Origin of the sequence: uncultured Oscillibacter sp. (assembly GCF_910584465.1) — a bacterium.
In the GTDB taxonomy this organism is placed as follows: Bacteria; Bacillota; Clostridia; order Oscillospirales; family Oscillospiraceae; genus Oscillibacter.
Genome location: NZ_CAJUBK010000003.1, coordinates 29,025 through 49,844, shown reverse-complemented (window position 1 = coordinate 49,844; position 20,820 = coordinate 29,025). Strand labels below are relative to the sequence as shown.

General features: G+C 64.2%; 14 protein-coding genes. 9 read left to right on the top strand and 5 right to left on the bottom strand.

Going from position 1 to position 20,820, the window contains the following annotated elements; genetic code table 11:
- Positions 1-33: 33 nt before the first annotated feature.
- The gene (locus QZ332_RS02130) at positions 34-2,349 is read left to right on the top strand and encodes an Ig-like domain-containing protein (RefSeq protein WP_295761734.1); all 2,316 of its coding nucleotides are present in this window, start codon (positions 34-36) and stop codon (positions 2,347-2,349) included.
- A 297-nt stretch (positions 2,350-2,646) separates the two neighbouring features.
- Here QZ332_RS02130 and QZ332_RS02125 read toward each other — a convergent pair whose 3' ends face one another.
- A complete protein-coding gene (locus QZ332_RS02125; RefSeq protein WP_295761732.1) occupies positions 2,647-4,344 on the bottom strand; it encodes a transglutaminase domain-containing protein in 1,698 nt (565 codons plus the stop codon).
- A 207-nt stretch (positions 4,345-4,551) separates the two neighbouring features.
- On the opposite strand from QZ332_RS02125, the gene QZ332_RS02120 reads away from it, so the two are divergent.
- On the top strand, positions 4,552-5,223 hold the full coding sequence (locus tag QZ332_RS02120; protein ID WP_295761730.1) for a UDP-N-acetylglucosamine pyrophosphorylase: 672 nt from the start codon (positions 4,552-4,554) through the stop codon (positions 5,221-5,223).
- A gap of 4 nt (positions 5,224-5,227) precedes the next feature.
- The gene (gene glmM / locus QZ332_RS02115) at positions 5,228-6,589 is read left to right on the top strand and encodes a phosphoglucosamine mutase (RefSeq protein WP_295761728.1); all 1,362 of its coding nucleotides are present in this window, start codon (positions 5,228-5,230) and stop codon (positions 6,587-6,589) included.
- A 361-nt stretch (positions 6,590-6,950) separates the two neighbouring features.
- Here the strand turns inward: glmM and QZ332_RS02110 are convergent, their stop codons facing one another.
- Positions 6,951-8,888, bottom strand: a complete 1,938-nt coding sequence (locus QZ332_RS02110; protein WP_295761726.1) for a nucleoside-diphosphate sugar epimerase/dehydratase — start codon at positions 8,886-8,888, stop codon at positions 6,951-6,953.
- Positions 8,889-9,199: 311 nt separating this feature from the next.
- On the bottom strand, positions 9,200-10,948 hold the full coding sequence (locus QZ332_RS02105) for a leucine-rich repeat domain-containing protein (RefSeq protein WP_295761724.1): 1,749 nt from the start codon (positions 10,946-10,948) through the stop codon (positions 9,200-9,202).
- Positions 10,949-11,182: 234 nt separating this feature from the next.
- Here QZ332_RS02105 and QZ332_RS02100 point away from each other — a divergent pair, with 234 nt between their 5' ends.
- The 6 genes from QZ332_RS02100 (at position 11,183) to QZ332_RS02075 (ending at position 16,882) form a co-directional block, all read left to right on the top strand.
- Positions 11,183-11,794, top strand: a complete 612-nt coding sequence (locus QZ332_RS02100) for a recombinase family protein (RefSeq protein ID WP_295761832.1) — start codon at positions 11,183-11,185, stop codon at positions 11,792-11,794.
- 277 nt (positions 11,795-12,071) lie between these two features.
- On the top strand, positions 12,072-13,199 hold the full coding sequence (locus tag QZ332_RS02095; protein WP_295761722.1) for a hypothetical protein: 1,128 nt from the start codon (positions 12,072-12,074) through the stop codon (positions 13,197-13,199).
- An 18-nt stretch (positions 13,200-13,217) separates the two neighbouring features.
- Positions 13,218-14,720 (top strand): S-layer homology domain-containing protein, encoded by a 1,503-nt coding sequence (locus QZ332_RS02090; protein ID WP_295761720.1) that lies wholly within the window; start codon positions 13,218-13,220, stop codon positions 14,718-14,720.
- 294 nt (positions 14,721-15,014) lie between these two features.
- Positions 15,015-15,188 carry a hypothetical protein gene (locus QZ332_RS02085; RefSeq protein ID WP_295761718.1) on the top strand — a complete coding sequence of 58 codons (174 nt, stop codon included), beginning with the start codon at positions 15,015-15,017 and terminating at the stop codon, positions 15,186-15,188.
- Positions 15,185-15,955 (top strand): ParA family protein, encoded by a 771-nt coding sequence (locus QZ332_RS02080; protein WP_295761716.1) that lies wholly within the window; start codon positions 15,185-15,187, stop codon positions 15,953-15,955. The genes QZ332_RS02085 and QZ332_RS02080 overlap by 4 nt, the downstream gene beginning before the upstream one ends.
- A gap of 3 nt (positions 15,956-15,958) precedes the next feature.
- The gene (locus QZ332_RS02075) at positions 15,959-16,882 is read left to right on the top strand and encodes a ParB/RepB/Spo0J family partition protein (RefSeq protein ID WP_295761714.1); all 924 of its coding nucleotides are present in this window, start codon (positions 15,959-15,961) and stop codon (positions 16,880-16,882) included.
- A gap of 122 nt (positions 16,883-17,004) precedes the next feature.
- On the opposite strand, the gene QZ332_RS02070 is transcribed toward QZ332_RS02075, so the two are convergent.
- Both QZ332_RS02070 and QZ332_RS02065 read right to left on the bottom strand, forming a co-directional pair.
- The gene (locus tag QZ332_RS02070; RefSeq protein ID WP_295761712.1) at positions 17,005-19,062 is read right to left on the bottom strand and encodes a leucine-rich repeat protein; all 2,058 of its coding nucleotides are present in this window, start codon (positions 19,060-19,062) and stop codon (positions 17,005-17,007) included.
- Between the two features lie 349 nt (positions 19,063-19,411).
- Positions 19,412-20,716 (bottom strand): leucine-rich repeat domain-containing protein, encoded by a 1,305-nt coding sequence (locus QZ332_RS02065; RefSeq protein ID WP_295761710.1) that lies wholly within the window; start codon positions 20,714-20,716, stop codon positions 19,412-19,414.
- Positions 20,717-20,820: the final 104 nt, after the last annotated feature.

The following is a 20,820-nucleotide window of genomic DNA, read 5'->3' as shown; positions in this document are numbered from 1 at the left end:
CCGTCCGGGACGCATAAAAGGAGATGTCAGGCTATGCGCATGTTGAAACGGACCGCTTGCTGGCTTTTGGCCTGGGTGATGGTCCTGGGGCTCCTGCCCACGGCGGCGATGGCGGCGGGCAGCGTCATGCTGGCGGCAACACTGTCGTCGGGGAGATCGGTCACGTTCTATCCGGATTCCACCATCGCGGACGTGAAGGCCGCGCTGGGAGAGCCGAAGATCGAGACGGTCTCCCGCTACGGCGGGAACGCTTACAGTTTCTATGGAGACGGCTATCGAGACTATTTTTACTTCGAGACCAAGGCGGATGGGAGGATCGCCCTCTATTCCGTGGTCGGCTGTGATTTCCGGTCGGCCGCCGGGGACTTCGGCGAGGAGCGCAGGGGCGGCACCCTCGTCACCTATTGCTACCAGTCCAGGTCCAGTCAGGCGATCTGCGCGGTCGCCGCTCTGAACGAGGATTACGCCACCATGACCTGGGACGAGATCAGCGCCGCCCGGACGGGCGCTGCCGCGGCTTACCAGGACGACGCCCAGTATGCCGAGGGCATCTCTCAGCACGCGGCCGCGATGTGGAACGCCGTCAACGCTTATTTTGGGAGGAGCTCCGATCTGGGGTTCGACAGCCGCACCTTCTATATGAACCGGCAGCTGATGGAGAACGGCGGCAACCTGTGCGATCACCTCACGAAGACGGGCAGGCGGGAGGCGATCGACTTCATCACCTATGGCAGCGGCGGGGGGGACCCCAGGTATCACTACTTCAATCCCAATCCCTTGACCTTCGCCGCCTATGCCAGAAACTACCTTCTCCCGGACGAGAGCTATATCGTGTTCGATGTCTATCGGGGCTCCATCATCGTCGCCGCGCTGAGGAGATCCTACTTCGAGACGGGCAGCGACGTCCCCCTGACGGCGGAGGAACAGGCGCGGCTCGAGAGGATGAAAGCGCTCTACGCGGAGAGCACGGCGCAGTGGAACCAGGCCGGGAGCTATTACACGCGGCAGCCCCAGGACACCCAGACTCCTCTGGACCAGGGCGCGGTGGATCCCGACCGCATCCAGGCCGCGGTCAAATTCTTGAACGCTGTCCGGGTCGGCGCGGGCCTGAACGAGCTCACCTACTCTCCGGAGCTCAGCGACGGGGCTCAGTGCAAGGCCGCGCTGACGACCTATCTCAAAAAGGCCGGGATCTCCAATCCCAGCCCCCACCATCCTCCCCAGCCGGCAGGAGTCTCCGATGCATATTACCAAAAGGCGCAGGACGATCATGGGGAGAACCTGTTCAACGGGAACGTGCTGACCTCGATCATCAACGCGCTGGATGACGGCATGGGCGACCCGGTCTCGTGCGGACACCGCTATAACCTGCTCGACCCGAGGTTCACGGAGGTGGGGCTCGGTGATTCCGGCGGGCAGTCGGTCCATAAGTTCAAATTCGGCTCCGCGCTTTCTCCCAATGTGGACACCGTGTGCTGGCCCTCCAAGGGCGTGATGATGTCGCAGGCGACCTCCGGCGGGAGCAACGACATGTATACCGTGCGCTTCTACAACGGATACACGCTGACCGAGGACAGCGGCGTCGTGTTCCACTGCCTGAACACCGGCGAGACCTTCCAGTTCTCCGGCGATATGGGGGAAACGGACGCGCGGGGCCTGACCCAGGCCAGTTCGTCTCAGATCAGCTATCACGACAAAAACATCTCGCTGTCTCCCGGTAGCGTATACGAGATCACCGTGACCAACGTGAAGGACGCCGCGGGGGCCCTGACCGACTACAAATACCGCTCGGTATACGCAAGCGTCTACAGCGTCCCCGACAGCGACACCACCCTCACGCTCTCGGACAGCTCCCTGTCCATCCAGGAAGGGGAGCGGCGGAAGATAAACGCGTCCATCCTCCCGGAGGACACGGCCAACAAGCTGGTGACCTGGAGCTCCGACGACGAGAGCGTCGCCTCCGTCACCGGGAACGGCATCGTCACCGGCAGGGCCGTCGGCACGGCGGAGATCACGGCCCGGATGGAGAACGGGATCGCGGCCCGGTGCGCCGTCTCCGTGCGGGAGGCGGACCCGGTGCGGCTGGGGGCCGGCGGCGTCAGCACCGCCTCCGGCAAGATCTCCTTCACGGCCGCGGTGGACAACTCCGTCGTCTCGGCGGTCTCCGGCACGCTGTACGCGGCGGCGTACCGGGACGGGCGGCTGAGCGCCGTGCAGAGCCTCCCGGTCCAGCTCCCCGCAGGGGGGCGGACGGAACAGGCGTTCAGCCTGAGCGGCCAGACGGCGAAGCTCTTTTTCCTGGACAGCCGGACGCTCCTGCCCCTGACCGTCCCGAAGGAGGTCGGCTGACCCGCGGGCCCCGGGCACAGGCGGACCATGGACACGAAGACGCGCCCCGGCAAGGATGCCGGGGCGCGTCAGCCTGTCGAAAAAGTCTTTTCGACAGGCTGAGCAAGTTTTCAGAACTTTCAAAAAAGTCCTGAAAACTTTTTTATTGAAAACGAAAGGAACCCTTCCTGGGTTCCTCTCGTAACTCTCTTCCTTCCCGTCGATGAAGTCTCCTCTGCTTTTTCGACACTCTAACGCGCCCCGGCAAGGATGCCGGGGCGCGTTCCATCCTATATCAAAGCATCCGATCCGGGCCGCTCAGGAAGCGGCGGCGCAGATGGGGGTCTGCTCCTCCGTCAGCAGCATGAGCTTGGCGCTGGCATAGCTGCGGGGCGCGTCCAGATAGGCGAGGACCATCTTGGGCCGCACGTTGGAGATATTGGCCGGGACGATCTCATCCCTGCCGGCCACCTGGGCGCTCACCATCTTGCCGTTCCCGTCGTAGTACGCCGCCCAGAGGGTCAGGCCGCCGGGGGCGTTGACCCCCCACAGGACAGCCGCCGCTTCGTCGGATCCGCCGATGACGGCCGCGGCGGCGCTGCCGGTCGACGCGTCGGACCAGCTGCCGGGCAGGGACACGGCGGGGACGCTGTAGACGGTCTGGCGGCGGGTGCAGGAGACCGCTTCGATCTCGTTGGTCTGGGCGTTATAGCGCAGGCCGGGATAGTCGTCGCTGCCAGCCGAGGCGAGGCCGTCCGGCGAGGCGGCGGGGGAATGGGTGAAGCGCCCCGCCTGGGCGGTCACGCCGTTGTCCAGGTCATAGACCAGGAGGACCTTTTCATTGACCTGATTGCTGAACGGACCGGGCAGTACATACAAGCGGCTGTCGACCCACAGGACGACCGCGTTGTTGCTGAGCCCCAGGCCGTTGGCGAGACGGGTCCCGCCACTGCTGAGGCTGGCCGTCCTGTAAACGCTGATACAGCTATAATTGGAGGCGGTCTCCGGCTTGATATAATAGAAATTGCCGTTCCGACAATAAACGGGATAATCGTTGCCAACGAACACATAGTCGGACTCATAAATTTTGCTGTTGCATGTCACGATCTTATCCCAGCCGTAGTGTTTGCCAGTGGTACCGAAGGTCTCGTCCGAAAGCAGGAAATATCCATGCCCGACGCGGCCCTCCCGATTCAATACGGGATCGTCCCAAGTGGCGTCGACCTGATACCAGTTCCCATTGATCTGCACGCCGTTCCAGGCATGGTTCATCTCGCTCGATGAAATGTACACGCAGGGGATACCGGCCTGACCCAGGAGGTACTTATAGGCCAGCGCATAGCCCGCGCAGACGGCGTCTCCCTTCGCCATCGCGCCGTAGGCGGTCCAAGGCATCCCACTGTCGACGTAGGCATCGCCGGTATTGCCGGCACTCGCCGACTGATGGAAGCCAACATACCAGTTATACTCACAGTTCAAGACCAGCCAGTCGTGGAGGACCAGAGCCTTCTCCACAGGGTCGGTAAGCCCCCGGATCTGGGACAACGCCTCGTTTGCCGCCGCGTTGAAATCGGAGATGGCCTTATCAAGACCGCCTTCGATCGTGCGGTAGGTAAGGTCCTGTCGTACAAATATAGTGCCATTGTTCCATACGGAGTCGATGCCGACATAGAAAAGCTCGGGATGGTCGTTTTGAAGGGTATGGAGGACATCCCAATACCGGTTTAATTCGCTTTTGGGGATACGCAGAGAGCTGATATCCACTTCCTTTTTGCGGGCCGTCCAGCCTTCCAGTATCATGGCCTTCAGATCCTCTTCCCAGCTCTCCGCGACCGCCATGGGCTCACCGGGGATGGTCTGGGGGCCGCTGAAGGACCCTTCCTGGAAAACGCCTTCCTTCGGAGGCTCATCGCGGAGCTCCCCCTCCGCATCCGGCTCATCCGCCAGGACCTGGGCCGACGTCCCCAGCGCCAGCAGCAGCACCAGCAGCAGCGCCGCAAAATGCTTCATTTTCATATCTTCCTCCTTTTCACCGCCGCGCGGTGTCGATGATCGAGTTCATTATACCACGAGCCCGGGAGGAAGTCTACGGGGACCATGAAAAAAAGAGGGGCCCCGCGCAAAAAGTTGAAAAAACCACAAAAAATAGGATCGGCCCTTTTACTGCCCCAAATTTTGTGATATACTTCTCTCGGCATAACAGTGCCGGAAAGGATGGTCGTCATGGACATCACGACAAGAGCTCTGCTGGACCTCTCCCACAGCCTGGCGGGAGGATGGCTGGCAGGCTTCGCTTTCCCCTGGGAAGCGCTGGACGGGATAAAGGAGTTCATCTTGACATTGGGGCCCCAGTTGGAGCCCGAGGGATACGAGCAGAGGGAGCCCGGGGTCTGGGTGCATAGAACGGCGAAGGTGGCCCCCACGGCCTTCCTGGGCAGTCCCTGCATCATCGGCCCGGAGACCGAGGTCCGCCACTGCGCCTTCATCCGGGGCTCCGCCCTGGTGGGCGCGGGCTGCGTGGTGGGCAACTCCGTGGAGCTGAAAAACGTCATCCTGTTCGACGGGGTGCAGACGCCTCATTATAATTATGTGGGGGACTCCATCCTGGGCTACAAGTCCCACATGGGGGCCGGATCCATCACCTCCAACGTGAAGTCCGACAAGACGCTGGTCGCGATCCGCAGCGGCGGGGAGCGCATCGAGACGGGCCGGAAGAAGGTCGGGGCCATCCTGGGGGACTTCGTGGAGGTCGGCTGCAACAGCGTGCTGAACCCCGGCACGGTGATCGGCCGGCATACCAACATATATCCCACGTCCTGCGTCCGGGGCGCCGTCCCGGCACAGAGCATCTACAAGACCGGCGGCGTCATCGCGCCGAAGGAACAGGAGGAGTGAACCTATGGGCAAGTATTTTGGGACAGACGGCTTCCGGGGCCGCGCCGGGCAGGGGCTGACCACCGACCACGCCTATCAGATCGGGCGTTTCCTGGGCTGGTATTACGGCAGGGGCCGCAGGGCCCAGATCGTGGTGGGCAAGGATACCCGCCGTTCCAGCTATATGCTGGAGTACGCCGTCAGCGCCGGGCTGGCGGCCTCCGGGGCGGACGTGTACCTGCTCCACGTCACCACCACGCCCTCCGTGTCCTACGCCGTCCGGGCGGACGGGTTCGACTGCGGCGTGATGATCTCCGCCAGCCACAACCCTTACGGGGACAACGGGATCAAGCTGCTGAACCGGGAGGGCGAGAAGATGGACGAGGGCACCATCGCCCTGGCGGAGGACTATCTGGACGGCCATCTGGAGATGGACGGCCAGGTCTGGAAGGAGCTCCCCATGGCGGAGGGCGAAGCCGTGGGCTCCGTCATCGACCACAGCGCGGGGCGCAACCGCTACACCGGCTATCTGATCTCCCTGGCCCTGCACTCCTTCAAGGGCAAGAAAGTGGCCCTGGACTGCGCCAACGGCAGCTCCTGGGCCATCGCGCCCAGCGTCTTCCGCGCCCTCGGCGCGGAGGTCTATCCCATCAACGACCGTCCCGACGGCCTGAACATCAACCGGGACGCCGGGTCCACCCATATCGAGGGCCTGCAGCGGTTCGTGAAGGAGAACCGGATGGACGTGGGCTTCGCCTACGACGGCGACGCGGACCGGTGCCTCGCGGTGGACGAGAACGGCGAACTGATCGACGGCGACCAGATCATGTATATCTATGCCTCCTACATGGCGGAGCGGGGCAAGCTGCTGACCAACACGGTGGTGACCACCGTGATGAGCAACTTCGGCCTTTACAAGGCCCTGGACGCCAAGGGCATCGGCTACGCCAAGACCGCCGTGGGCGACAAATACGTCTATGAGTATATGGTAGAGCACGGGTGCCGCATCGGCGGCGAACAGTCCGGGCATATCATCTTCTCCAAGTACGCCCGCACCGGCGACGGGATCTTGACCTCGCTGAAGCTGATGGAGGTCATGCAGGCGAAGAAGCTCCCCCTGAGCCGCCTGAAAGAAGGCATGACGGTCTATCCCCAGGTGCTGATCAACGTCCGGGTGACGGATAAAGCCGCCGCCCAGGCGGACCCGGCGGTCCAGGCGGCGGTGAAGGCCGTGGAGGAAGAGCTGGGCGGCACGGGGCGCATCCTGGTCCGGGAGTCCGGCACGGAGCCGGTGATCCGGGTCATGGTGGAAGCGGAAACGGAAGCGGCCTGCCGGGAGCTGACGGAGCGCGTGGCGGCCGTGCTGCGGGAGAACTGGGCGGGCTGACCGCCCGGATCCGGGAGACGGCCTCCCGGCAGGACGGCGGATCCGCCGCCCGCCGACAAAGCATCCAATCCCGGCCAGGCCCGCGGCCCCGACACGAGCGGGGCGCAGACCACTGATGGACGGGACGAAGAGCGGCCTTCGGCCTCATGGACGAGACTCACATGAGGCCGAAGGCCCTTTTGCGCGCATCCGGTCGGATCCCCTCCCTTTTTTGAACAAAAATTTGATTTTGTTCGATCGTATGTGTGGGCAGATCCCGTCCCCCCTCCCGCCGGACGCGGTCCGGCAAAGGGACAGCGCCCCGGCCTTTGGCCGGGGCGCTGTGAAGTACAGGGGCTTGTCCCTCTTGGAGCGGTGCGCTTCAGCGGGCCGCAGTGCGGCGGCGCTTCGGCTTGAAGGGCAGGACTTTCGCGCTCTGCTGCTCCGGGATGCGGACCTCCTTGCCCTGGCTGCGGTTCACCTCGTCGGGCTCGTGGAAGGTCGGCACCACCTCGTGCAGCGCCTCCCGGATGGCGTCCGGCTCGCTCTTTTCCAGGGCGGCGGACAGGAGGGCCAGCTTGCTCTCCAGCTCCTCCGGGGTGATGGCGGGCTGGCGCTCGATGAAGATCTGGTTGTTCTCCGTCTTCTCGATGTCCCGGCTGGCGATCAGCAGCTCCTCATAGAGCTTCTCGCCGGGCCGGAGCCCGGTCTCCACGATGTCGATGTCCCGGTACGGCGTGTACCCGGACAGGCGGATCAGGTTCTCCGCCAGCTCCAGGATCTTCACCGGACGGCCCATGTCCAGCACGTACAGCTCGTTCTGCCGGGCCATGGCCCCCGCCTGGAGCACCAGCTGGGCGGCCTCCGGGATGGTCATGAAATAGCGGATGATCCGCTTGTCCGTGATGGTGACGGGCCCGCCCCCGGCGATCTGCCGCTTGAACAGCGGCACCACGGAACCGTTGGAGCCCAGCACGTTGCCGAAGCGCACGGCGGCGAAGGCGGTGTCGCTCCTCCCCTTCATGGATTGGACGATCATCTCGCACATCCGCTTGCTGGCCCCCATGATGTTGGTGGGGTTCACCGCCTTGTCCGTGGAGATCTGGATGAACTTGGCGACGCCGAACTCATCCGCCGCCCGGACCAGGTTCCATGTGCCGAAGATGTTGTTCCGCACGGCCTCCATAGGACTCGTCTCCATCAGGGGGACGTGCTTATGGGCGGCGGCGTGGAAGACCACGTCGGGGCGGTACTTGGCGAAGAGCTGGCGCAGGCGCTCCCGGTCCCGGATGGAGGCGATCTCCACCGACAGGTCCAGGCGCCCGCCGTACTTATACAGCAGTTCCTGCTGGATGTCGTAGGCGTTGTTCTCGTAGATGTCCACGACGACCAGCTTCTTGGGGTCGTGCTTCACGATCTGGCGGCACAGCTCCGACCCGATAGAGCCGCCGCCCCCCGTCACCAGCACCGTCTTGCCGCCCAGGAAGCGGTCCACCGGCGCGGGGTCCAGGTGGATGGGGTCCCGGCCCAGCAGGTCCTCGATCTGGATGTCCCGCATCTGGGTGCGGATGGGCTGCTGGTTGAGCATGTCCAGCGTGCTGGGCAGGACGCGGATCTTCACCTTGTCCAGGGTGGAGAGCTGGCGCAGGATCTCGTGCCTCCGGTCCTCGGAGATGGAGGGGATCGCCACCACGATCTCCTGGATGCTCATGGCCTTCAGGCGCTGGGGGATGTCTTTGATCCGGCCCTTGACGGGGACGCCCCGCAGGCGTCTGCCCTGCTTCGAGGGGTCGTCGTCGAAAAAGCACTGGACGTTGTAGGGGCTGTCCTGGTTGTTCTGGACCTCCTCCAGCAGCTGCACGCCGGCCGCGCCGGCGCCCACGATGGCCATCCGGATCTGGTGGGAGCCCCGGCGGTAATGCAGGTGCCCGCGCCCCACGCGGTAGATGAACCGGATGCTCAGCATCCCCAGCACCCACAGCGAGGCGATGGCCGCCAGGAGCAGGAAGAAGATGACGCCGATGTTCAGCACGAACCGGGTGACGACCTCATAGGCGAAAAAGCCGCAGACCGCGGCCATGAGCAAAGAGAGGTACTCCCGGCTCTCGGCGTAGCGCCAGAGGCTGTCGTATGTATGGAACATCAGCTGGAAGATGACGGTGCATCCATAGAGCAGCAGCAGGTGCGGGATGAGGTTCCCGGTGCCCACGGCGTCCGAAAGGGAGTATCGCAGGGAGAACTCCGAGAGGATGAACGTGATCGCGACCAGGATCACGGCGTCGCAGAGGAACAGGAACAGGTTCCGAAAACGATTTATCACGGCATAGTCCTACCTTTCACAGCATGAGGACGGCGGCAAACAGCATCCCCTTGCAAAAGCGGCCGGAGCCATTTCTTTTCGACACTATACCACGATCTTTGGAGGTTGAAAAGTCCTTTCGGGAAATTTCAAAATATTTCTATGCCCGAGGTCCGCCCCGCCCGGGGCGGACCGGGGCCCCGGGACGGTCCGAACACACGCCGCGAAGGACCGGCGGGAGAGGACCGCCCCTCCCGCCGGACCCGGTGCGCCCATCTCAAAAAAGGGAGACCTGCGGGGGACGGCCGTCCTCCGCAGGTCCTTTGTTTCGCTCACACGAGCTTCGCCAGGGGCGCACGCCCGCCGTCCAGGATGAACACCCTGGAGCTGTCCACCATCCCCGGCGTCACCCCCTGGAACACCAGCGGGTCCACATGGTAGGTCCCCTTGCCCGGCTCCACCCGGAGCCGCGCCTCCCGGAAGCCCACCATCCGCCCGCTCTCATAGTAGGCGGCGCAGACGGCGACGTCCCCCGCGGCGCCGATGTTGTCCAGCTCCAGCGTGAGGAGCAGGCGCAGGCTGTCCTTCGTCGGATCGTTCGCCACCGTCAAGCCGGCGGAAGCCAGCACCGGCTCCTCCGGCCCGCCGCTCTCATAGACGATTCGGAACGGATCTGTGAACGGGTCGGCGCCCATCCCGATCTGGCCCCACTCCGCCTCGGTCCCGGCGTAATATACCGTCCGCTCCCGGGCGTCGGTGGCGGCGCTGCTCACCTTGAAGGCGCCGTCCCCGATCTGCTTCACGCTCCGGGGGATCGTCACCATCTGCAGGCGGCAGTTGGAGAACGCGGAGCTCCCGACCTGCTCCACGCCGTCCTCCAGCGTCACCGAGGCCAGGCGGAAGCAGGAGCCGAACATGCTCGCCGGGACCTCCCGCAGGCTCCCGGGGATGGTCACGGAGGTCAGCTTGCTGCAGTCGAAAAACGCCTCCGCCCCGGCGCTTCGCAGGCCCTCCGGCAGCGTCACCGCCGCCAGGGCCCCGCAGGCCCCGAAGGCCCGCTTCCCGATGGACTCCACGCCGCCCAGCTCCAGCCGGGACAGCTTGGGACAGCCGGCGAAGGCGTACTCCCCCACCGTCTCAGCCGAGGCGGGCAGCACCGCCTCCGGCAGGGCCTCGCATTTGGTGAAGGCATAGTCCCCCACGGATACCAGGCCCTCCGGGACACTCAGCCCGGTCAGGCCCGCGCACTCGCGGAACGCCGAGCCCGCGACGGACTCCGTCCCCGCCGGGATGTCGTAGGCCCCCTCCCTCCCGGAGGGATAGAGCACCAGCGCGGTCCCGTCCTTACTGAACACCACGCCGTCCACGGACCGGTACGCCGGGTTCCCGGCGGCGGTCTCGATCCCCTTCAGCCCGGGGGCCTTCGCCACCGCGCCGGGCTCGATGGCCGTCAGGCTGGCGGGGAGGGTCAGGGACGTGAGGCCGCAGTCATAAAGCGCCTCCTTCCCCAGGGAAGCCACGCCCTCCCGCAGGGTCACCGTCTCCAGCGAGGAGCAGTGGAAGAAGGCCCGCGGGCCCACCGCCTTGGCGGCGACGTCCGCCGTCCGCAGGCCGGTGCAGCCTCCGAACGAGCCGAAATGCACGCCGCCGTCATCCTCTCTGGCGACGGAGAGGGTCTCAACGCTTGCGGGGATCGTCACCGAGGTGAGGCTGGTGCAGTCCCGGAACGCGCCGTCCAGGATGGCGGTGACGGTGTCCGGGATCTCCACCGACTGGAGGTTTTTGAACTCCGCGAACACATGGTAGGTGAGCTCCGTGACCCCGGAGCCGATCCGGATCTCCTTGACCTCGTCCCGGTACGAGAGCCACTCCGCCCAGCCGTTGGCCTCCTCCGGAGGGATCACGCCCTTCCCCTCGAAGGTCAGCGTCCCCTCGCCGTCCAGCGTCCAGGTGCCGCCGTATCCAGGCTTGAGTTCATAGTCCGGCCACGTCCCCGAATGCTCCGCCGCCCGGGCCGTGCCCGACAGGAAGAGCGCCGCGCACAGCACCAGCAGCGGCAGTCCGAACCGTATCTTTTTCATCCTCAGTGCCCTCCTCATCCCTGATCGCCCGTATCACGCGGAAGATCCTCCAGGCGTTCCCAAAATACGGGCATCCTGGGAACAGGATACTATATCCCCCGGCGTTTTTCAACCCCCGCGCGCTCCTCCCGCCGCCGAAAACCGCACATATTATAATAGGAGGCAGACGGGAGCGGACAGGCCGCCCGCCGGACAGGAAAAACGAACGCCGCCGGGAGCGGCGCACGGGGAGGAATCATGGAACATTATGGCTATGTCCGCGTATCCAGCGCGGACCAGAACGAAGACCGGCAGACGATCGCCCTGCGGGAACGGGGCGTGGAGCAAATCTATCTGGACAAGCAGTCCGGCAAGGACTTCGACCGCCCGCAGTACCGGGCCCTGCTGGAGCGGCTGCGCCCCGGGGACGTCCTCTATGTCATGAGCATCGACCGCCTGGGGCGGGACTATGAGGAGATCCAGACCCAGTGGCGCATCCTGACCCGGGAGATCGGCGCGGACATCTGCGTGCTGGACATGCCGCTTTTGGACACCCGGAACGGCAAGGACCTGATGGGGACCTTCATCGCGGACCTGGTGCTGCAGATCCTCTCCTTCGTGGCCCAAAACGAACGGGAGAGCATCCACCGCCGCCAGGAGCAGGGCATCGCCGCCGCGAAGAGCCGGGGCGTGCGCTTCGGGCGGCCCCCGCTGGAGGCCGCCGAGGACTTCGCCCTCCTGGCCTCGGCCTGGGAGGAACAGCGCCTCCCCTTCGACGAGGCCCTGCGGCGCAGCGGCATGAGCCGCTCCACCTTTTACCGCCGCCTGCGGGAATACCGGGCGGGAGGGCCCCGCCTCCCCCTCTGAGACGGCATAAAAACGGTACTTTTTTGGTATCAAAAAGTACACCTTTTGACAGTTTGCCACCGTTTCTTAATAATAGCATACCGATTTCCCGATTGCAACGGATTTGGGCAAAATATTTTACATATCCCCGCTCCCGGAGGGGGGACCGCCCTGAACGGGCCGTCCTTCCAAAAGGTGTACTTTTTGGCATCCCCGCCTTGGCGGAGATGAGGAGGGAAGGAGGAGGAAACAGAAACTACTGCACCCCGCAAATACTAGCAGGAGGAATATCAACCAGATGAAAAAGAAACTCACCGCAGCACTCTTGACCCTCTGCATGGTCATCAGCCTGCTGCCCCTGTCCGCGCTCGCCGCGTCGTGGACGGCGAAGCTCGGCGGCGAAGCCGTCACGGTGACGGAGGATGAGAACGGCGAGATCACCGTCACCAAGGACGGCGAGACCGATCCCATCAGCTACTACTCCTTCAAGAAGGTCACGACCGGCGAAGTGGATACCTTCCACTATTACGCCACCGGCGATGTGTACGTCGGCACTCTGACCGATGTGGTGGCCGTGGCCGAGGACAACGAGAAAATCGTTTCCGCCGAAGTCAGCGGCGGCGAGGCTACCGCCAATGTGGAGATAAGTGAAGATGAAGCCGCCTCCATGGTGGAAGCCGGCGCGGAGGAAGGCACCGTGAAGGTGACTGTCAATACCGAGAACGCCACCACGGTGAACGTCAGTCTTCCCAGCGAACTGCTGTCCGCCGCTGCACAAGCGGACGCTATCAAGACCGTGACGGTCACCACCGAGGTCGCCGTCGTGGCTCTGCCCACCTCTGTCCTCGGACAGCAGACTGTCACACTGACCATGACCAAGATGACGACGACCACCACTATTTTGGGCGGCGTCAGCCTCAGCCTGGGCAAGGTCGATACGTTCGACGTCCCCGTGGCTGTGACGATCAATGTCACTACTACCGTCACGAACCCCATCGTCGCTTACCGCAATGATAGCGGCAAACTCTTCCGTGTACGGCAGGATGCTCCTTCCAACGGCGCTTTCACCTTCTTCACCCGTCACTTCTCCGACTTCGTCGTCGTCGATCCCGCGAACGCCAGCATCGACCCTGTGACCATGACGAACAAGGGTGAAGGCAACCGCCACACCTTCGCGCTGGAGCAGGACGAGACCCTCGTCACGGCCCTGAAGAGCAGCACCGGCAGCTTCAACTATGTGTGGAGCTCTCCCAAGGCTGCGGAGATGGGCGAGAGCACTTATGACGCCAGTGTGACCGCTCCCGCCGCTGAGCTCGCCAACCTCTGGGCCGTGATCGGCGATCCCGCTGTCAATGCCGACGGCACTCCCAACGTTGATGCGGAAAACATCATCGGTATCCCTGCCGACATTGAAGTCGACGAGTAAAACGTAAGGAGAAGACAAATGACAAAACGTATCTCTGCGCTTTTGTTGAGCGTCATTCTCTGCTTTACGATGCTGGGCAGCGTTTTCGCCGCCGAGCCCGCTTCCGCCATCCGCGCGGAGGCTGGCTCCAATGAGGTCTCCCTGAGCCTGACCGGCCTGGGCAGCCGCGCTACCTACTACATGTGCTCTCTTCTGGTCAAGTCCGATAAGGACGCGGCCGAATCTGAGTACGCCATCGTAAAAACGTTCAACTTCCGCACCCAGGAGGATGGCACCTTTACAAAGACTTACAACGACGCAACGATCCCTGTCCTTGAAGCGGGCAATGTCCTGCGCCTGCGGGTCCCCGGCGTCCAGTTCAACGGGAAGGACTACCTTGAGTACACCATCCCTGAGGACAAGGCCGAGTACACCATCACCTTCACCATCGGCGGCACCGGTTCCGGCGCCGTCACCGACCAGGCCGACGGCAAGGCCATCGCCGACAAGGCGGAGATCGTCGTGGAAGAGGGCGAGTCCCTGCAGTTCACCGCCGTCCCCGCCGGGGACAGCGAGCTGACCTCCGTCACCCTGGACGGCAAGGCCCTCACCGCCGACGAGGGCGTCTACACCGTCACGCCCGAGGCCGACGCCAAGGTCGTGGTGACCTTCGACAAGAAGGCCGTCATCCCTCCCGAGGCCGAGACCGTCCAGGTCACCCTGGACGCCAACGGCGGCAAGATCGACGGTAAGGACAGCATCGTCAAGACCGTGGAGAAGGGCAAGGCCATCGGCGCCCTGCCCGACGCCGCCCGGTCCGGCTACCGCTTCCTCGGCTGGTACACGGAGGAGGACGGCGGCACGGAGATCACCAGCCGCTCCACCTTCGACGCGGACGCCACCATCTACGCCCAGTGGAAGGAGCGCGACAGCGGCCGTCCCAGCGGCGGAGGCGGCAGCAGCAGCGGCCCCACCTCCACCACCCCCAGGGTCAAGGACACGGACCCCAGCGGGGAAGCCGGCCTCATCCCGGAGGCCATCCCCTCCTTCACCGACGTCGATCCCAGCTTCTGGGCCTATAAGGAGATCTCCTGGGCCGCCGGGAAGGGCATCATGCAGGGCTACGGCAACGGCGTGTTCAGCCCCGACCGCATGGTCACCCGCCAGCAGCTGTGGATGGTGCTGGGCCGCCTGAACGGGACCTATCCCGCCAACATGGCCGAAGCCCGGACCTGGGCCGTCGCCAACGGCGTGTCCGACGGGTCCAACCCCACCAACACCATGACCCGCCAGCAGATGATCGCCATGCTCTACCGCTACGCCCTGCTGAAGGGATACGCCGTCACCGGCGGCAAGTCCATCTCCGGCTTCCCCGATGCGGGCAGCGTGGCCTCTTACGCGCGGGAGGCCATGGCCTGGGGCGTGGGCAACGGCATCGTCGGCGGCACCTCCGCCGGACTGCTCAACCCCACCGGGACCGCTTCCCGGGCGCACTTCGCGGTGTTCCTGTATCGCTTTTGCAGCCACTACGGCATCGCCTGATCCCTCTATCCCTCCTCTCTCATAAAAGCGCACCGACCACCAGCGAAGGCCCGGGGGAGCTCCCCCGGGCCTTCCGCGTCTTTATGGGGCTCATGGCCTCATGGGCGGGCGCTCCGGCGGGGCCCCCGCCTCACAGCGCCGGGGACAGCGGCAGGGCGGAGCCGTCTGTCAGGAACATCTTGGGCGCCCCTCCTCCCCCCTCCGCCAAATTTCCCCTTGACGGCGGGACATTATGATGTCATACTGAGTATCATGTGATGATGTCAAAATGTCGAAACATAGGAGGATCTGCCGATGGAGGCTGAAAAAAAGGTGAAACTGCTGGTCTACGCCACCGAGGACGAACGCGCGCGCATCAAGATGACCGCCGCCAAGCTCCACATGAGCATGAGCCAGCTCATCCTGGACAGCGTGCTGGAGCAGGTGGCCAGCATCGAGGCCCTGGAACGGAAGGAGGCCGACGCATGAACACCATCGCCATCATGAACCAAAAGGGCGGCACCGGGAAGACCACCTCCGCCATCAACCTCGCCGGGGAGCTGGCCCAGCGGGGGGAGCGGGTCCTGCTCGTCGACACCGACACCCAGGGCAACGCCACCAGCAACCTCCAGCTCACCCAGACGCCCCCCGCCACGCTGGCGGACGTGATCACCGGGAAGTGCCCCTCCCTGGCGGAGACGATCTGCCATACCTCCGTGGAGGGGCTGGACCTCATCCGGGGGGGCGGCCTGCTGGCCCCGGCCCTCCTGGCCATGCAGGAGCTGCGCTTCGGCCGGGACACCGTGCTCCGCCGCCTCCTGCCCCAGATCCCGGATACTTACCACCACGTGTTCTTCGACTGCTCCCCCTCCCTGGAGTCCCTGTTCAACATCAACGTGCTCATGGCCGTCCAGTACGTCCTCATCCCCATCAAGGTGGACAAGAACTCCATCGAGGGCTATGACGTGATGCTGGAGACCGTCCGGGAGGTCCGGGCCGGCGGCAACCCCGATATCCGGGTCCTGGGCATCTTCATGACCGCCGTGGAGACCGGGTCCAGCCTGGACCGGGAGATGATCGCCAACCTCCCCGCCCTCCTGCCGGAGCTGGCCTTCACCGCCTACATCCGCAAGAACATCGACGTGAAGAAGGCCCCCATCGCCCTGCTGCCCCTGCGGCAGTACTCCCCCCGCTGCACCGCCGCCCTGGATTATGCCGCCCTGGCGGACGAGATGCTGGCAAGGATGGAGGGCTGAGCCATGGCGAAGAAGACCGCCTCGATCTTTTCCACCCTCCAGAAGACCGCCGAGAACGCTTCCGCCGTCAACGGCGAGCTGGTCCGCTCCCTCCCGGTGGAGGCCCTGGAGGACAACCCCCTCAACCGCTTCTCCATGGCCGAGGACGAGCAGTTCCGCGCCACCCTGGCCTCCGTGGAGAAGGACGGCTTTTTGGAGGACATCGTGGTCACCCCCGCCGGGGAGGGCCGCTGGCGCATCGTCAGCGGGCACCGCCGGGTGGCCGCCGCCCGGAAGCTGGGGAAGGCCGCCGTCCCCTGCAAGGTCCGGGACTACCCCGACAAGCTGGCCGAGCTCCGGGCCCTGATGGGGGCCAACCTCCACCGCCGGAACCTCTCCCCCTTCGACATGGCCCGGCAGCTGGAGACCCTGCGGGAGGTCCTGCGCCAGGAGGGGCGGCTCCCCGAGAACGTGAAGGAACAGGCGGAGCTGATGGCCGACCAGTGCGAGCTGAGCCGGGCCACGGTGGAGCGGTACCTGGACCTTTTGAACCTGGACGAGACCCTGACCGCCTGGGCCGAGGCCGGGAGCATGACCATGACCGACGCCTATGAGCTGGCCCGGAAGAAGAACCAGCACCTCTATCCCGCCGTGGAGGCCTTCGTGGAGAAGGCGGAGAACAAGTCCGACTTCCCCGCCCTGGTCCACCGGGCCATCGCCTGGGCCAAGGCGGCGGAGCTGCCGCCCCCGCCGCCCAAGGCCGCCCCCTCCCCCCTGCGGACCGTGGAGTCCTTCGGGCGGTCCATCCGCCGTTCCACCGCCCTGATCCGGACGCTGGAGCTGGAGGCGGAGGCGGACCACGAGACGGCCAGGAAGAAGCTGGAGACCTGCCTCATCAACCTGGAGGAGCTCCGCCGGGCGGTGGAGGCCCTGCGGGACAGCCTGTGAGCCCCCGGGCGGGGCGGGAGGACCCGCTCCGCCCGGTCCCACCGTCCCCGGCCGGTGACGGACGGATGGGAACAGGCCCCGGCGCGGAAGGTTCCGCGCCGGGGCCTGCTTCGTTTATCGGGTCATGCCCATCTCACTTCGCCGCACAGGGGCACCTTCGTCCCGGGGGACAGGAGGAAGAGCCTCCAGCCCTTGTCCAGCCGCTTGGGGAAGGCCGCGGTCTCCCCCCCAGCGGGGAGGGACACCGTGACGCACTCCGCCAGCCGCCCGTCGCTGTAGCGGGCGGCGAACACCTCCGCTCCGGCCCGGAGCACGTCCGCCGGGGCGGTGAGCTCCGCCTGCCGCCCGTCCGCGGACAGCGCCGCGGTCACGGGGCCGGAGGTCCTCCAGACCGCCGTCACGGTCATGTCCTTGGTGACGGTCTGCGTTTCGCCGGGGGCGCGCTCCACACCGTCCACCCGCCAGGCTTTGAAGCTCCTCCCCACCGGGGCCGCGAAGGCGTCCGCCCCGGGGAGGGTCAGGAGGTCGCCGCGGTCGAACAGCTCGGGGGCCTTCTCCCCGGTCCCGCCGTCGGGGACGTAGGAGACGGTATAGCTCTCCACGCCATAAGTGATGTCCACGTCCTCTTCCACGCCGATATCCTGGGCGGCCGCCAGCGCTCCCCACTGCCGCCGGCCGCCGCCGAAGGAGATCCGCTCCAGCCCGCACAAATCGAACGCGGCTTCCCCTATCCTGGTGACGCTGGCGGGGATCACCGCCTCCGTCAGGGACATGCAAAAGTTAAATGCGTTGTCCCCTATGCCGGTCACGCCCTCGGGGATCGCGATCTCTTTCAGGGAGGAGCAGCCAGAAAACGTACTCGCCCCGATGGCGGTGACGCCGGCGGGGATCGTCACGCCGGTCAGGCTGCAGTTTTGGAACGCCCTGTCTCCGATGCTGGTGACGCCCTGGGGGATCGTCACCGCCGTCAGGCTATAGCAGTTCATGAACGCCCCCGCCGGGATGGCCTCCGTCCAGCCGAACTCGATGTTGTATCCCCCGCCCGCGGGGCCCGCGGTCTTCAGCCCTCCACAGTTTTGGAAGACCGTATCCCCCACGCTGGTCACGCTGGCGGGGATCGTCACCTTCGTCAGCGCGGTGCAGTCGCTGAACGCGCTCCCCCCGATGCTGGCGACGCCCTGGGGGATCGCCGCCTTCGTCAGGCTGGCGCAGCTCGCGAACGCGTACTCCCCGATGCCGGTGATGCCCTCAGGGATCGTCACCTCCGTCAGGCTGGCGCAGTTCGCGAACGCATACGCCGGGACGGCCTCCGTCCAGCCGAACTCGATGTCGTATCCAGATCCCCCGCCTGCGGGGCCCGCAGTCTTCAGCTTTTCACAGCCGCCGAAGGCATTATCCCCCATACTGGTCACACTGCCGGGGATCGTCACCTTCTCCAGGGCCGTGCAGGACCGGAACGCGCTCTCCCCGATGCCGGTGACGCCCTGGGGGATCACCAGCTCCGTCAGGCCGGTGCAGGACATGAACGCTTGAGACCCAATGCCGGCGACGCTCTGGGGGATCGCCACCTTCGTCAGGGTATTGCAAAACATGAACGCGTTCTCCCCGATGCCGGTGACGCCCTCAGGGATCGTCACCTCCGTCAGGCTGGCGCAGTCCGTGAACGCGTTCGCCGGGATGGCCTCCTTCCAGCCGAACTCGATGCCATATCCCCCGCCCGCGGGACCCGCGGTCCTCAGCCCTCCACAGCTGCCGAAGACAGAATTCCCCATACTGGTCACACTGCCGGGGATCGTGACCTTCGTCAGGGCCGTGCAGCCATAAAACGCGGCCTCCCCGATACTGGTGACGCCCTGGGGGATCGTCAGCTCCGTCAGGGCAGTGCAGGACATGAACGCCCAGCTCCCCACCCCAGTGACGCCCTCGCCGATCACGATCTTCTTGACGCTGGACTTTCGATCATCCCACGGCGGTCCGCCTCCGGATGTGGACACGTAGTCCGCCATCTTCCCTGTCCCGCTGAGGGTCAGCGTCCCCTCCGTGTCCAGGACCCAGGTGACGTTGGCCCCCTCCGCCCCGCACGTGCCGGAGGCCGCGGTCTCCGCCGCCTCCGCCGGGACCCGGAGCCCCAGGGCCAGGCACAGGCACAGGCCCGCCGCCAGCAAGCATCTTTTCAGCATCATCATCCCGCTCCTTCCATCCTCATCCCGCCCCGCGGCCGTCCCGGCCGGGGACGGGTCCGACAGGCTCCTTTATCCTCAGCACTGCATCGCAGTGCTGAGGCCGCATATGCGGCCTCCGTTTTCGATCGCGGGGAGCGCGGGGCCCCCTCGTTTGTACCGACTATACCATGGATGTCCTGGAATTGCAAGGATCTCCTGGGCCGGGGCGGCCCGGGACCGGGAGCGGGGCGGCCCGGCGGGGCCGGGCGCGTTCAGGCGCGGATAAAAGACGGACGGGCCCCCAGCGTATGCCGGGGGCCTCGCTATAGGGATCTTTTGCAAAATAGGTCCGCAGGAAAAATGTCCGCTATATTAAAACAGCCGCCCGGCAAACAGGTCTCAGGCTTTCTGGTCTGAGGAAGAAAATTTTCGATCCCACCCCTAATTCTTTATTGAACGCAGCGGCCTCTCCACTTAGCACGCCGGGGACAATCTCTATCGCCCGCTCACCGCCATAGACGGCAGCGAAGACCACCGCCACCGCCTCATGTTTGAGCGACCCTTCCGGGTCGAAGATAGATACGGATGTTTCTCCATCCTTAGCGGTCCAGGTAGTCAGCACTTCTCCCGTATTGGGTCCCCACGGGATCCATGTGACCTTTCCTCCATAGTCAAGCATCACATCATCTGACCAACTCGGGTCATTTGCCGGATAGTAAGCGGTAAAAGTCGAGTTATTGAAGCAGGTCTTTCCAAAGGCCGGCGCATTGCCGAAAAAACAGATCTCCCTTTTCTGATTGATAGAAGAGGAATAGAACGCGGAATCCTCTATATGAGTGACACTCGCAGGGATGCATATCCTTTTCAATTGGTCACAGTACATGAACGCAGAGTGACCGATCTCCGTCACATTTTTCGGGATATTGACAGAGCTTATTTCGCTTCCTGTAAATGCGCCCGTCCCAATTTTCGTAATGCTCTCCGGAAGTATCACAGCCGACAAATTTTGGTTGTTGCAAAACGCATTATTTCCAATCTCCTGTACACCGTGCGGAACGGTAAAAGTTCCTGTCAAGCCGTCAGGTACACGCAAAAAAACCTGCAAATCTTTTGAGTATAAAGCTCCATCCCCATAAGCAGCATAAACGGTGTTCTCAGCTGAAGGCAAGATACTCACCAAAGAAGAACAGCCGATGAAGGCGGAAACCTCTATAGACGTCACACTAGATGGGATATCGATCGTCTGCAAATTCACGCATCTCGCAAAAGCATATTTGCCTATCGTTTCGACTCCATTTGGGATTGTAACAGCTTGCAAATTTGTGCACCTCGCAAAGGCATACTCATTTATCACCTTGACACTGTCTGGGATCGTGACAGCAGTAAGATCCCCACAACCCTCAAACGCATTATATCCGACGCTTGTTATCCCCTCTTCGATCACGACCTCTGTTATGCGGTCCTTAAGATGCTCCCAAGGATTATCTCGAGCAAAGTTCCATCCGTCCATCACACTCGTGCCGCTGATAACAAGCTTCCCTGTGGCTGTGTCAAAACTCCAAACCACATCTTTGCCGAAGCTTCCGGACGTTTCCTCCGCCGCTTGCGCGGAAATAGACAGCCCCAGGCAGAGGACAAGGGCCATCGTCAAAAATATCAGCCTCTTTTTCATGCGCACATCTTCCTTCCCTCTCATCCCTATGTCCGTCTGGCAGGCTCGGTCTGCCGTCCGCCAGTCCCGTGATATCATGATATCATAAGGGGCCAAGGATCTTT

Coding starts and splice junctions, on each gene's coding strand:
- QZ332_RS02130 (WP_295761734.1), top strand. CDS start 34: ATGCGCATGTTGAAACGGACCGCTTGCTGGCTTTTGGCCTGGGTGATG.
- QZ332_RS02125 (WP_295761732.1), bottom strand. CDS start 4,344: ATGAAAATGAAGCATTTTGCGGCGCTGCTGCTGGTGCTGCTGCTGGCG.
- QZ332_RS02085 (WP_295761718.1), top strand. CDS start 15,015: ATGGAGGCTGAAAAAAAGGTGAAACTGCTGGTCTACGCCACCGAGGAC.
- QZ332_RS02065 (WP_295761710.1), bottom strand. CDS start 20,716: ATGAAAAAGAGGCTGATATTTTTGACGATGGCCCTTGTCCTCTGCCTG.
- QZ332_RS02090 (WP_295761720.1), top strand. CDS start 13,218: ATGACAAAACGTATCTCTGCGCTTTTGTTGAGCGTCATTCTCTGCTTT.
- QZ332_RS02120 (WP_295761730.1), top strand. CDS start 4,552: ATGGACATCACGACAAGAGCTCTGCTGGACCTCTCCCACAGCCTGGCG.
- QZ332_RS02095 (WP_295761722.1), top strand. CDS start 12,072: ATGAAAAAGAAACTCACCGCAGCACTCTTGACCCTCTGCATGGTCATC.
- glmM (WP_295761728.1), top strand. CDS start 5,228: ATGGGCAAGTATTTTGGGACAGACGGCTTCCGGGGCCGCGCCGGGCAG.
- QZ332_RS02075 (WP_295761714.1), top strand. CDS start 15,959: ATGGCGAAGAAGACCGCCTCGATCTTTTCCACCCTCCAGAAGACCGCC.
- QZ332_RS02070 (WP_295761712.1), bottom strand. CDS start 19,062: ATGCTGAAAAGATGCTTGCTGGCGGCGGGCCTGTGCCTGTGCCTGGCC.
- QZ332_RS02080 (WP_295761716.1), top strand. CDS start 15,185: ATGAACACCATCGCCATCATGAACCAAAAGGGCGGCACCGGGAAGACC.
- QZ332_RS02105 (WP_295761724.1), bottom strand. CDS start 10,948: ATGAAAAAGATACGGTTCGGACTGCCGCTGCTGGTGCTGTGCGCGGCG.